The following is a 13,259-nucleotide window of genomic DNA, read 5'->3' on the forward strand; positions in this document are numbered from 1 at the left end:
TGAAACGAATAGGCGATGCGTGCCGACGCGGCACAGCGGCCCATGGCTGAGTTGCGGACACTGATCGTCGTGCTGGGTGATCAGCTGGACATGGAGGCGGCCGCGTTCGATGGCTTCGACCCTGAGCAGGACCGGGTCTGGATGGCCGAGGTTGCCGAGGAGTCCAGCCATGTGTGGTCCGGCAAGCAGCGCACGGCCCTGTTTTTGGCGGCCATGCGTCATTTCGCCCTCGCCTTGCAGGCGGCGGGGCGGCCTCTTCACTACACGCGCCTCGACGCCGTTCAGAACGCAGGCAGCCTCGGTGCACAGCTGCAGGCCGATATCCAGCGGCTGAAGCCGGCTCGTTTGGTGATGACCGCGCCCGGGGACTGGCGCGTGCTGCAAGCGGTCAAGTCGGTTGCCGCCGCCAATGGTCTGCCCCTGGATGTGCGCGAGGACCGCCACTTCTTTGCCTCCGTGCGCGAATTCGCGGCCCATGCCAAGGGCCGCAAATCGCTGCGCATGGAGTACTTCTATCGGGAGCAGCGCAAGCGCCACCGCGTGCTGATGGGGGGCGATGGCGCATCCGACGAGCCTGAGGGCGGCCAGTGGAACTTTGACAGCGACAACCGCGAGGCCTTCGGTGCCGACGGGCCGGGCTTCGTGCCGCCGCGCGCCTGCTTCGAGCCCGATGCGCTGACGCGCGAGGTGATCGCGCTGGTCAACACCCGTTTCGCCGCGCACCCCGGGCGGCTCGACAGCTTTGCCTGGCCCGTCACGCGGGAGCAGGCGCTGCAGTCGCTGCGGGCTTTCATCGAGGACCGGCTGCCGCTGTTCGGTCGCTACCAGGACGCCATCTGGCCGGGCGACCCCTGGCTGTACCACGCCCACCTTTCCGCAGCGCTCAATCTGAAGCTGCTGAATCCGCGTGAGGTGGTCGCAGCCGCCGAGGCCGCCTATCGATGCCGGCAGGCGCCGCTGGCCAGCGTCGAGGGTTTCATCCGCCAGATCCTTGGCTGGCGCGAGTACGTGCGTGGCATCTACTGGACCCAGATGCCGGGCTACGCCGAGCGCAATCTGCTGGACGCCCAGCACCGGCTGCCCGACTGGTACTGGACCGGCGAGACGGACATGGCCTGCCTGCGCGATGCGCTGGCGCAGACCCTTGCCCATGGTTATGCCAACCACATCCAGCGCCTGATGGTGATTGGCCTCTATGCGCTGATGCTGGGCGTGCAGCCGCAGCAGGTGCATGCCTGGTTTCTGGCGGTGTATGTGGATGCGGTGGAGTGGGTCGAGCTGCCCAACACCCTGGGCATGAGCCAGTACGCCGACGGCGGCGTGATGGGCAGCAAGCCCTATGTCGCGACCGGCAAATACATCCAGCGCATGAGCCCGCACTGCAAGAACTGCCGCTACGACCCCGGGCAGCGTACCGGCGACAGCGCCTGCCCCTACACCACCCTGTACTGGGATTTCCTGATGCGCCATCAGGGGCTGCTGGCCAAGAATCCACGCATGGCGCTGCAGGTGAAGAACCTGGCCCGCCTGAGCGATGTGGAAAAGCAGGCCGTGATGGAGCGTGCAACAGCGCTTCGCCGCGAAGTCCAGGGGGCCATCGGGCCCTAGCCCTCGCGCTCTGCGGTAAGCTTCGGCCTACGTGTCCGCATTGCGCTTGGTGTGAGTTGCCCTCAGCCTTGGAACCGCGAACAATGCTTGGCAATCCGGTCCGGATGTACCCCTTTGGCGGCGGGATCGGGCATCGGAATCGCCTGCCGGACAGCAACAATTTTCCCTATACAGCTTCGGAGCGCACCATGGCCTCGGTCAACAAAGTCATCCTCATCGGCAACCTCGGGCGCGACCCCGAGGTTCGCTATATGCCCAGCGGTTCGGCCGTGTGCAATCTGGCCATCGCCACCTCGCGCGGCAGCAAGAACCGCGAGTCCGGTGAGCGCCAGGAAGAAACCGAATGGCACCGCGTGGCGCTGTTCGACCGCCTGGCCGAGATCGCCGGCGAGTACCTGAAGAAGGGCCGCCCGGTCTATATCGAAGGCCGCCTGAAGACCCGCAAGTGGCAGGACAAGGACGGCAAGGACCAATACACGACCGAAATCGTTGCCGAACAGATGCAGATGCTGGGCGGCCGTGACGGCGGCGGTGGCGGCGATGAAGGCGGCGGTGGTGGCGGCAGCTACGGCGGCGGTGGTGGCTACGGCAACCGCGGCGGCGATGCCGGCGAGGGCGAGGCGCCGGCCCGCCGCGCCGCGCCCGCAGCGCGCGCGCCGGCCCCGGCGCCCCGCCCGGCACCGAAGTCCTCGACCGGTTTCGACGATATGGATGACGACATTCCCTTTTAGCGAGCGGTGTTTGAGAAGTGTCAGGATTCCAAGGTGAATTCCTGAGCTTCTCTCTATGAAAATATGACTGAAGTAGCTGCGGAGAATCTGTAAAGATTCTCCGCTCTTTTTTAGCAGCTTCCTATCCGTTTAAGCGGTTAAATTGTTGTAAACTTTAGGCTTCCTTGCTGCCGTTGGAGAGACGCTTTGGGAAGCAGTTGTCCATTCGTAGTCACGCGCATCATCATGCGTGGTGCCGGCAACGCCGGCGAGCGGATGCCAATGATCTTGAGACGGAGTACTCGCGTGCCCGTTGGCAGTGCTATGAACTGGGCGTTGGGTACTTTGAGACCTTCGCTAGCCAGTTCCACGATAGAACGCTATCTCCGGCATTTGGCGCTTTTGCAGTGGTGGATTGAGAACGAGGAGTTGACTCTCGATGAGCCACTCGCACTCATTGACGCCCTTACGCCTTCATTGATTGAGACGGGGCTGAGGCCATGGCTTGGCAAGGACATGTCCGCGCGAAAGGTGAAAAAGCTTGCTGTAGACCCGGAAGAGATTCGCGAGCGCCTGACAGTCGTACGGGACTACATCGATTGGGTATTGCTTTCGGCGCAGCGAGGTCTGTCTGTTCGTACCCAGGCGCAGGAGTGCCTCGCGGTTGAGGCGGCCCGGCACAGCATCAAGAGCAACTTTGATCGGTTGATGCCGGTTGGCTCTGGCTCTTCAGAGAAGCTTGGACTGACCAAAGCTGAGGTCGTGCGTCTGCTGGAGATCGCCAGCCCATCAAGCTCCGAGAACCCCTGGGGCAGAGGAGCCTCAGCGGAAATGGTGGCGCTTCGCGCACGCAATGAGCTCGCCATTCGACTCATGCTGGCGTTCGGCCCTCGCCGTGGCGATGTTTTGAAGATTCACACCGGAGATGTAAAGACTCATGGCGCCGAGCCAACTCTTTGGATTCGACGGCGACCTGATGACCCTAGGGACCCGCGAGTATGGGAGCCGAACGCAAAGACAGAGGAGCGCATGCTTCCGCTGGATATGAGTCTGGCCCGATTGCTTGATGACTACATTCAAGAGTATCGGCCCCTAATCCCTGGGCACAAGAAGTCCCCATATCTCTTCCTGTCGGCATCAGGACTGCCGCTGTCAACGCGAGCGTTCAATGACGTCTTCGCGGCGGTAAGGCCGCTGATTCCCGACTTCCATCCGCACCGGCTTCGACATACGCATAACGATCGATTGATTGAGCATTGCAAGCAGAACGGCGTCCCGGAGAAGGAGACGATTCAGCACGCCAAGTACATAAATGGATGGCTCGGGGATAACACAGGGATCTACACCAAGAGAAGTGCTCGCGAGGCGGCTCGGAAGATCAGCATGGGTGTTCAGCGGCGGGTCTTCGAACTCGTGGAAGATGTACCGTTCTAACTATGAATTTCCATGCAATCTGATAACTTGATTGACTCGGCTCATTCGGCAAGCATTGCAGAGCGCGAGCCGCTTCCTGCTCAGATCGTGGATTCCCACGGATTGCCGATGGATGTCTCCCAAGGGGTCTGGCGATTCAATGTTCCAGCAGACGACGTTTCGTTCAATTTCGACCGTCATTGCATCAAAAATGAACACCTGCTCTATGGACTGAAGCGCCATTTGATCTACTGCGCTAGGCGCGTCTCGCCTAGAGAAGCGTACAACATCATCGTTCTCAATGTGGGCTGGATGAGTAAAACGGGCAGTTGGGCCGAACTGACAACTGCGGATAGCTTGTCGTCACATCAAGGCCTGCTGGGTCGAGTCATGTCTGAAGCGCTCGCATTGATGAGGCGAGACAACGTCGACTACAACTTTCATCGACTCAGAGCTTGGTATTCGTGGTGCACGGACTTCGTTCCGGATTGTGGCTTTGATCCCGAGGATGCTTATAAGTGGGAGCGAGTCCAAATATCGGGCAACGAAAAGGGCGTCGCAGTTCGGCGATCAGATCCAACCGAAGGCCCGCTGAATGACGCCGAGCTCATCCTTCTTCGCAAGGCGTTGCAGCGCGACGAATCAATGGAGTTGCAGCACATTTTCGAGCGATCTGCGGTGTGGCTGGCACTGGTCTACGGACGCAATCCAGCGAACTTCTGTCTGCTCCGTCAGCATGACTTTCACCTTGTAGACGACGATGATGAAGTCTGGGTTCTGGATATCCCACGTATCAAGAAGCGAGCACTGCCACGCGCGCAGTTCAAGGAAGAGTACGTCGCCCCCGCCTTGGTCAAAGTGATTCGCGATCAGATGCAGGCCGCATGTCGCATCATTGATCTCTCGGGAGAGACCCCTCCGGGTGAGCAACTCTTGCCACTGTTCCCTCGATTCGAGCCGCGAACCCATCAGATCGGGACAGCCATGCACCAATGGGCTTGGCATCGACGCTCGACGGAATTTACCCAGCTTATTCAAGCCGCGGTCAAACGCTACGGATTGATTTCGCCCAGAACCAATGAACCGTTGTTTGTCACTACAAGACGCCTGCGATACACCTTTGCCACGAATCGCGTTCGTGAGGGCATCAGCGCTCGCGACTTGGCAGAGGCTCTCGATCACTCGGACCTCCAGCACGTGCGGGTGTATTTCGATGCCCGATCCACTGTTGTCGAAAGACTAGATGCTGCAGTCGCCAAGGAGATCGCACCGAAGCTTCGACTATTCGAGGGTGAACTTGTCAGAAATGCTGTGGAGACCAAGGTCGCTGGCCCCACCCACAAGCGAATTCGCATTATCCCGGAGCTCATAGCGCAGGACCACCATGTTCGCGACCTTGGTGAATGCGGCAAGGAGGAGTTTTGCAACCTTTTCCCTCCCTATAGCTGCTATCCCTGCAGTCGATTCCGTCCGTTCGAGGACTCAGCTGAGGAACATGAGGCAGTGTTCGACTTCTTGATCAAGCGGCGAGAGCGCTTGCGTTCTGATCCCTTGGAGCAAAGCCGGATTGCCGTACAGCTCGACGAGGTCATCTACGCATGTGCTGAGGTGATCGTGACGATCAATGACTTGGAGTCCAAGCATGCGGCCTAAGTACGACGACGCCAGGCGTCGGCCCAAGGCGGATGAGCGCACGAGACGCAACAGCGCAACGAAAGTTCGGTACCTCAGCGCAGTGCATGACAACTGCTACCTCAATACCGAAGCCTTCATCAAACAAGGCAGGCAGTGCGCCATGTACGAAGGGATCGACTTCGACTCGGCAGAGTGGAATGTCACGGGTTCGAAGCAGGCGCGTTCACACAAGCAACGAGATAGCTATCTCAATTTCACCGCGCACAAGACGGATCAGGATGTTGGCAGCAAGGTGGGGGTCGAGTTCAGCAATGAGTCTCAGTTTGCGGAAACGGTTAAAGCGTTCATTCGGCTTCGGGCGGAGATTGGTGGGCAAAGCCCGAACAATCAAAGCGAGATGGTCATTGCTTTTCGGTATCTCTATGACGCGCTGAAAAACGATCAATTCGATCTGAAGCTCCTCACCCGAGAGCATCTGGACATCGCGGCTCGCGTGGTCGCCGCGAGGGAAAAGCCGATCTCACGGTACAAGCGAATTCAAAAACTGGAGGAAATTGCGCGGGTGCTAGACAGCAATCGGCTGACGATGGCGCAGTTGGACTGGCGTTGTTCTTGGAATTCCAAACCAGCCGACCATGAAGGCACTCTGGCTGAGTCGAAAGACAGCGATAGACCGCACCCGAAGTTGCCGAAGGATGGTGTGATCGAAGCCGTCGCCCACCTCTACAAGACAATCCCCAGCGAAGCATGGGCGGACCGTGTCCGAATCTGCCTTGTTGCCCTACTCCCGATTTTGGGCTTCCGAATTGGTGAATTGCTGACTCTGCCAGCGCTGCGACTACAGACCGAAGATGACACGGGTCGAAAGTACCTAATCTATTACCCGGAAAAGGGTGCCCCGCCTCAGAAGAAGTGGCTTATGACCGCAGGCGGCATTCTCGTGGAGCAGATGATCGACGAGATCCTTGGTCTCACTGCGGGGCCTCGCGGCGTAGCTGCATGGCTGTACGACCATCCTGGCTCCATCAATCTGGAGTTTCCCAGCAATGACGGGGAGACGGTCGCGCTCGCCGATATTCAACGTGTGCTCGGTATTGGCTCGCCGTCTGGGACTCGTCAATTCGTGACCGGCGAAGGGCGCGGTCTGAAGGTCAAGCGGGCGAGAGTTGCTAAGTCGGACCTTGTGGCAGTGCTTCGCTCAGAGACCTATTCAGAGCCTGTCAGCGTGGTTGAGGGAACTGGTGAAGAGCTCCTCTTGAAGGACGCTCTCGCCTGTGCGTTCAAGCATGCGTTCCATGCCAAGAAGCTCACCCTCAGCTACGCCGTGCTGCCAATTTCTGAACAACAGATCTCGGACTTCATCTGCGGTCGTGCCGGTATGTCGGCGGTCTTTGCACGCTATGGCATTGAAGGGCCGAATGGTTCGACGCTGAAGGTTTCAAGCCATGCGTTCCGCCACTGGTTGAATGACTGCTACGACCGTGGCGGCTTGTCAGATGTCGAGCAAGCCGTGTACTTCGGACGCCGCAACCCGAAAGACAATCGGGCGTATCAACACAAGTCTCCTCAAGAGCGTGTTCGTGAAGCACGAGAGGCTCTAAAAAAGGGCACCATGAAGGGCCCGTTGGCAGAGAAAATTAGGAGCCTGCCCGTTGGAAGGCAGGACGCAATTCTCGCTGCGCGAGTGCAGGCCGTGCATGTTGTGCCTGGCGGTGCTTGCTTTCACCAGTTCTCGCAGAGCCCCTGTCCGAACCACATGGCGTGCAAGAGCGGGTGCGGTGACTTTCACTGGCAGACTGATGACCAGATTCAGACCAAGGAACTTGAGTTTGAGAAGGGCATCCTTGAGGCCGCCATTGAGGCGGCAAAGCTGGAGCTTGGTGAGGACACCTACGGCGCCGACGTCTGGCTGCAGCACAACTTAGAGAAACTTGCTCAGGTGGATCGGTGCATTGCGGATTCCGCCCCCGTTGGAAATTAGCGATGGCAAAAGTTCCCAAGATGACAGTCGCCGACGTTGAGTATGCAAAGAAGGAACTCGAAGCTTGGCGTGATCAACAGCGCGGACGGCGGCTGACGTGGGAGCTCCTCGCCAAGGCCACGGGTTTTTCGCGGCAGACGCTAACTACCCACGCCGACATTCACGCGCTTTACCTAGAAGCCAAAAAGGCTCTCAAGAGTGGAGTGCGCCCCAGGCCAGCGAGAAGCGACGACTACTTCACCGATCGCATCGCTCATCTTGAGAGTGAACTTGAGCGGTACAAAACGTTGGAGTCGGGGTGGCTAGAGCGCTGGGTCCGGATTGCATATCACGCACGCGGAAAGCGAACGAGCATTGAAGACCTCGACAAGCCGTTGCCTCCGGCTGCACGGAAGTGATGCCCTCGTAATCAGACGGCGTGACGGCAACAACGCGGATCAGTTGTATGCGTTCGGCAAGATCATCTTGAATCCGGCCGGGCACATGCGAACTCAGGAAGTCTGGCTGTCCTTCCACTCTTTGATTGGCACGAAAGACTCCTCGTGGACGTCATCAAAGACGATCCAGCCGCCGCACTCGGCACTCATGGCATTGAGCTGCTGAACTTCCTCGGCTGTCAAACTCAGTGGTGCGCCACCGAACCCGGGCCTGTGCATTGCGCTCCAGACTTCGCGTTCAATGCCTTGCATCCAGCCCGCTCGATAGCTCCGTTCCGAGATACCGGAGATGAAGTCAGCAAGGTTCCTTTGCTCTTGGGTAAGGTCTTTAAGGGCCACACTTCTTTCCTGCGTTCGTTTCGGGCCGAATTGTCTTGACGTAGGCGGCCAGCATTCCCAGGGTATCCGCCCGGCTGGGCTACCTTGACGCGGATAGCGCCGAAGGTCAAGCCGTCGACTTCCACCGATACGGCAGCAATTCGGCCGGTGCAGAGGCCGGCTGCGCAATCAGGCGCTCCAGCTGGTCCTTGAGGTATGCATAGGGCTCATGCCCGTTGAGGTGGGCCGTGTGCAGCAGACTCATGATGGCTGCAGCCCGCAGCCCGCAGCCCGCAGCCCGCAGTCCGAATGCCGAACGTGCGCCATCAGCGCGAAACGGCGCTCTGGCGAGAGCGCATCCATGCCTGGACTACATCCGCACCATCAGCGGTAACGTCGCGGCATAACCTAGCAATGGGGGGACGGCATCCCCGATCCACTTCTGAATGCCGGTACGGCTGGGAGGGTTGGCCGCGTCGACGACAAATGAGAAGGTGTCTGGAAACGACTGGATGCGAGCCGCCTCGTGTGGCGTGATCACTCGAGGCCGCAGCGGATGGACATAACGACCGCGGCCGGGCGTCAAGAAACCTGTGGTGATCGTCTGGGAAGGCTTGTCCCACCACAGCCGGCCGTATACCGACGGATAGGTGTGTCCGTCCTTGTGGCAATCCGGTCGCACCTCGTTGGGTAGATCGTAGAGATCGTTGTCGAAGAGGTGATGGATTCGGGTCAGGTTGTCGGCCGAGAGCATCGGCGTCGTGTCCATGATGCCTGTCTTCGGCTCCTGCGACGGGTCGCTTAGCAGGTCGCCAATCGCCCAGCTCAGCGGGCGGGCGGCGTGCTTCAAGCCCTTCGCCACATCCTTGATTGACAGCTCGGCCACCGGTTCGGAGACGCGCGAGGCGACCAGGAAATAGCGCTTGCGGGTCTGCGCTCCGCCCATGTGGTCGGCGGCCAAGACGCCGCTGTCGATCCACGTATAGCCGGCCGCCTTCAACAGCGCCTTGGCGATGTTGACCACGTCGCTTTTGTCATTGACGACCTCGGGGACGTTCTCGATGACGATGGACTTCGCCCGCAGGCCCACCCCCAACGCCACGGCTGTGACGTAGAGCAGGTTGCGAGGGTCTTCGCGCCGGGTCTTGTTGTTGAGGTTCGAGTGGCCTTGGCAGGGCGGCCCCGCCAGGAATAGGTCGATGTTTCCGATCTCGGACGCGAGGTTGGGGTCGAGGATTTCGGGCTCATAGGCGAAGCGCGACTTCTCGCCTTCGCCGCTGACGTGCCAATCGACCAGGCTCGAAGCGTTGGAGTGCAGGATGTGCTTAGTCTCGAAGTTGGCCTTGTGAATGGCTAGCCCGTCGTCGTCCACGTCGATCGCCGCCACCGACTCAAGGACATGGCCGGTGGCGATCGCCGCCTGCGTCGCGCCCAGGGTCAGGCCGCCGCTGCCGCAGAAGGCGTCAACGCTGCGGATCTTCTTGGGCTTGCCGACGGCCGAGTCGACGTAGACCGTGCCGCCGCGCAGGAAGCTCTGCCACCAGGCTCCGGCGGGCTGCAGGCCCTCGTCAGCTCGGTTGTCCACCGCCGATGTCCACGATCTTTCTCCGACCGAAACGGTCCGCAACACCCGCCCCTCCGACAGGGAGTAGGACTCTAACGATATATCGCTCATTCAATTGGCCACAACGACTGCCGCCTCCGCTTCGATAACGGCACGGCATTCCTCCTCGGGGAGGATTTCTAGGAATAGGTTGGATCGCATCCGGCGCAGCCGCTTGACGAGATCACGGATCTCCAAGAGCTTGAGCTTCGGCTCCGTCGGATTCGACTTCTTTGGGTATTGGAACTGCAACAGCGCCCGGGCGAAGTTGCGGGCGTTCGCGTAACCCTGTCGGAAGAGGTGGCTTCGATAGAAGTCAATCTGTCCCGAGTCCGCAAGATGATAGCGATCGGCTGCCTCTTCGTCGAGCACAAGTTCTGCCCGCAGCCAGAGGCGGTAGAGCAGGTTCTCCGTGCGGGAGCCGACGCCGTAGTTTCCAAGCTGTGCAGCGCAATCTTCCTTGCCGTAGCGGTAGCGCCATTCGATGACATCCGGAAAGTGCGTCACGGCCAACCAGATCCAGAACTCGGGATCGGCCAGGACTTCGCTGCCGACCGTGAGACTCTCATGGATGACGCGGGACGCCTTGCCCTCAAATCCATTGGCCTTCGGGTCCGACTTTGACTTGATGCCCTCGGGGAAGCTCGCCATCAATTTCGTGAGTGCGGTCCGCAGCGGCTGCAAGAACGAGCTGTCGAATTCGTCGCCAGAGCCCGAGAATCGGGCGAGGGATTCAACGTCCACTTGGTTCCCCGCGCGCTTGGCTTGCAGGTAGGTGCTGGCGTCGCCCGCCATCATGGTTGGATATCGCATGTTCCTCAGCCCTCAGCGATGGAGCGGACCGACTGTTGGTCGGCATGGAGCAGAGCCTTGAGCCGCGGCATGCCCGGCTCTTTGGCGTATTCCTTGAATTTTTCGAACGTGAACGCGGGATCTATCCGCTCAATCCGCTTCAAGAAAGCGGACAGCGGGCTGCTGGCGGCGGCCTCGTCTGCGTTCTCCCATTCGGACACGCTGGCCGCGATGATGTGGCCCGTGATCTCGGCGGCCAGCGAAGCCATCATGGGCTTGGCCAGGCGTTGCGCGGATTCAAGCGTCAGCTTCTTGTGCACGTCCGCATGGATGCGCACCGTGGCAAGGTGGCTGTCCTTGGCCACAGGGTCGTTGAAGCCGCCGATGTATTGGACGGAGTAAAGCGTCTTGGCGGGGTAGCCGATCAGCTTCCATTCTTCGTCCGTCATCGGCTGGATCGGGAAGGCCTCGGCCAGCTTGGGAGTCTTGATGGCGAAGCTCTTCTTCGAGAGCCAATGGCCGAGTAAGAACGGGCTGCCGGGCTTCTTCGTAAGCTGCTTGCCAAGGCAAAGAGCCACTTCAATGATCACATTGGAGCCGCCGCCGAGCTTGTCGATGATGTTGCTGCCGACCGCGATCTCGTCGGGGATCTTGCCCGACACCTTGTGGGTTTCGACGACGATGGTTTTCTTCATGAACGGCTGGACCGCCGTCACGGCCAGGACCAGATCGCCTTTGGCCATCGGCATCTCGGCGGGCAGCGCGAGATTGGGCCGAACCACGATGTCGAGCGGCTGGCTGTCCGTCGGCTCCACCGCATGAGCGGTGTCGGGCATGAATGCGCCGTCCTCGTAGAGGCGGATCTCGGCCAGATCGACACTACTTTCCAGCGTCGCCGCGCCGAAGAATGGACGAACGTCTTTGGTGGCGGACTTGCGCCAGGTGATGTTGCTCATTGCGCCTCCATGCGGTCGATGTCAGGGCGCAGGCGGACTGTCCACGCCGGGTCATAAGGAGCCGACTCGACCTTGAATTTCGCCTTTCCGTTCTTGGGCAGCGTGAAGCGATAGGTCCATGGGTTGGCCTCGTCGTTCACCGCTTCCACGCCTTCGACGACGATCGACAGCGGCAGGTTGTCGCCTTCCTCGTTGTTGTCTTCGAGCACGGGGCAGTTCATCTGCAGCCGCAGTGGCACGGAGTCTTCCTCCGATGTGTCATCGAGGCGCACAGTGAAGACGCTCCTCAAGCGCAGCATTCCGCCTTCGGCTGCTTCCGCGTAGGGCGCCTTGGAGAATTCCAGGTGGAGCGGAGACGGTCCCGTGTCTGGCGGAGGCGGATTTCCAGGGCTGCCGCTCGGCTTGAAATACGTTCCCAGTGCGCGCTCGAGCTGAGTCATGCGACGCTGCTTGACCGGAGTGGCCGGAGCCGCCTCGGTCTGGAACTTGCGGAGGTGTTGCTTGATCCGGTTGAGGATCGATTGGACGATGCCATGACCCTTCTGATCCGCGTCGCGCAGATTCGTCGAGTCTGGATCCCAGCGATCGTGTGCGGGCGGCTCGCTCTTGCGCAGGAGCTGCTCCACAACGTCCTCGTCGGGCGCCACGTAGGCGCCGACGATCGCGGGATTCGCCTGCGAAACCGGGTGATAGGCCACCACCATGAGCGGGCCGCGGATCAGCGCGACGGAGTTGACGCGCTCTGGCGGAACGGTCGCATTACCGCTCGGATCGAGCGGCGCGACGACGAAGCCGCAGCGCCCCATCTCCAAGCCGCCTTCCTTGTTGAAGGGGGCGAGCTTATGGACGCCGCTCTTCGCCACCGCGCGGCCCACCGCCACGTCATAGGCTTCGATGAAGGGCTTGATCGCCGGATTCTTCTTGGGCTTCGGATAGTGGTCGGTGCCGCTGCTGTCTTGGATGACCACGTCGAGCTTGTTCTCGATCAGGCGGGGCCACCACCAGTCTTCGATGCCGCGCTCAATGGCCTTGATGTCTACGGCGGCATCGACGATCAGGATCGAGGTGCCGAGCTCGCCAGCCTTGCGCAGCGTGAAGCCGAGCTTGGCCGCAAGCTCATCGGCCTTCGCGCCCTCGATCGGGTCGACGACGACCCGGCCCTTGTCGTCCTTCTTCTCGGGCATGCCGAGCCAGGCGCGTCCGCTATATGGGTTCTTCTTAAAGTCGTGGCTGACGAAGTAGCCGCAGCCGAAGATTCGCGTGCGCTCGGTGTTGCCGTCCTTGAACCGCGTGTAGGCGAAGATGGTCTGGATCGCAGAGCTCGACGAATAGACCGACTTGCCGAACCCGTAGGAGCCGCCGGTGCTGCCCAGCGCAGTCCGCGATTTGGAGCGATCTCCCAGCGAGAGCAGTAAGCGGTAGAAGTTCGAGTCTTTGTCGTGCGGGTTGCCGGAGAGGCCAACGGCGTTGTAGTCCTCAACGTAGAGAAGGCAGAGCTCCTTCTGCGGCTTGTCGAGCGTCGCCAGGCAGTTCGGGCCGGCGAGCATCAGCTCCTTTGAGCGCTCGGCGATGCGGCCGAGGTCGGCGGCTTGGACGAAGGTCGTCTTTTTGGCCCCCTTCACAACGCTCGCGCGGAATCGCACTTCGACCTTCGCGCCGTTGCCGGCGTCGACGGAGTTCTGGATCGCTTCGCGCGCCAGAACGTGCTCGGGCAGCATGCCCGGGGATTTCAGCGTGTTCGCGAACGCTTCGCCTGCGGCGCCCCCCATGGGGTCGCTGGCGTGAAACAACCATGCCATCTTGTCT

General features: G+C 60.5%; 11 protein-coding genes and 1 pseudogene. 6 read left to right on the top strand and 6 right to left on the bottom strand.

The window, feature by feature from the left end:
- The first annotated feature begins 42 nt into the window (after window positions 1-42).
- The 6 genes from DES47_RS09960 to DES47_RS09985 all read left to right on the top strand — a co-directional run bounded on the left by DES47_RS09960 (window position 43) and on the right by DES47_RS09985 (window position 7,745).
- Window positions 43-1,608, top strand: coding sequence for a cryptochrome/photolyase family protein (locus DES47_RS09960; RefSeq protein ID WP_133700503.1), 1,566 nt, complete (start codon window positions 43-45; stop codon window positions 1,606-1,608).
- A 188-nt stretch (window positions 1,609-1,796) separates the two neighbouring features.
- Window positions 1,797-2,339 (top strand): single-stranded DNA-binding protein, encoded by a 543-nt coding sequence (ssb, locus tag DES47_RS09965; protein WP_133700504.1) that lies wholly within the window; start codon window positions 1,797-1,799, stop codon window positions 2,337-2,339.
- Window positions 2,340-2,624: 285 nt separating this feature from the next.
- Window positions 2,625-3,752 carry a tyrosine-type recombinase/integrase gene (locus tag DES47_RS09970; protein ID WP_166651942.1) on the top strand — a complete coding sequence of 376 codons (1,128 nt, stop codon included), beginning with the start codon at window positions 2,625-2,627 and terminating at the stop codon, window positions 3,750-3,752.
- A 12-nt stretch (window positions 3,753-3,764) separates the two neighbouring features.
- A complete protein-coding gene (locus tag DES47_RS09975) occupies window positions 3,765-5,384 on the top strand; it encodes a site-specific integrase (RefSeq protein WP_133700506.1) in 1,620 nt (539 codons plus the stop codon).
- Entirely contained in the window at window positions 5,374-7,347 is a 1,974-nt protein-coding gene (locus tag DES47_RS09980; RefSeq protein WP_133700507.1) for a hypothetical protein, read from the top strand. Before DES47_RS09975 ends, DES47_RS09980 begins: the two co-directional genes overlap by 11 nt.
- 2 nt (window positions 7,348-7,349) lie before the next feature.
- Entirely contained in the window at window positions 7,350-7,745 is a 396-nt protein-coding gene (locus DES47_RS09985; RefSeq protein WP_133700508.1) for a hypothetical protein, read from the top strand.
- A gap of 93 nt (window positions 7,746-7,838) precedes the next feature.
- Here the strand turns inward: DES47_RS09985 and DES47_RS09990 are convergent, their stop codons facing one another.
- The 6 genes and pseudogenes from DES47_RS09990 to DES47_RS10015 all read right to left on the bottom strand — a co-directional run bounded on the left by DES47_RS09990 (window position 7,839) and on the right by DES47_RS10015 (window position 13,252).
- Window positions 7,839-8,123, bottom strand: a complete 285-nt coding sequence (locus DES47_RS09990) for a hypothetical protein (protein ID WP_133700509.1) — start codon at window positions 8,121-8,123, stop codon at window positions 7,839-7,841.
- 106 nt (window positions 8,124-8,229) lie between these two features.
- Window positions 8,230-8,388: pseudogene (locus DES47_RS09995) on the bottom strand (transposase domain-containing protein); the annotation flags it as partial.
- 84 nt (window positions 8,389-8,472) lie between these two features.
- Window positions 8,473-9,687: a DNA cytosine methyltransferase gene (locus DES47_RS10000; RefSeq protein ID WP_166651943.1), complete on the bottom strand. Its 1,215-nt coding sequence runs from the start codon at window positions 9,685-9,687 to the stop codon at window positions 8,473-8,475.
- A 90-nt stretch (window positions 9,688-9,777) separates the two neighbouring features.
- Window positions 9,778-10,503 carry a DUF6339 family protein gene (locus tag DES47_RS10005; RefSeq protein ID WP_133700511.1) on the bottom strand — a complete coding sequence of 242 codons (726 nt, stop codon included), beginning with the start codon at window positions 10,501-10,503 and terminating at the stop codon, window positions 9,778-9,780.
- A gap of 20 nt (window positions 10,504-10,523) precedes the next feature.
- Entirely contained in the window at window positions 10,524-11,453 is a 930-nt protein-coding gene (locus DES47_RS10010) for a hypothetical protein (RefSeq protein WP_133700512.1), read from the bottom strand.
- Window positions 11,450-13,252: a hypothetical protein gene (locus tag DES47_RS10015; RefSeq protein ID WP_133700513.1), complete on the bottom strand. Its 1,803-nt coding sequence runs from the start codon at window positions 13,250-13,252 to the stop codon at window positions 11,450-11,452. The genes DES47_RS10010 and DES47_RS10015 overlap by 4 nt, the downstream gene beginning before the upstream one ends.
- Window positions 13,253-13,259 lie beyond the last annotated feature (7 nt).

Origin of the sequence: Roseateles toxinivorans, assembly GCF_004362525.1 — a bacterium.
Taxonomy (GTDB): Bacteria; Pseudomonadota; Gammaproteobacteria; order Burkholderiales; family Burkholderiaceae_C; genus Paucibacter; species Paucibacter toxinivorans.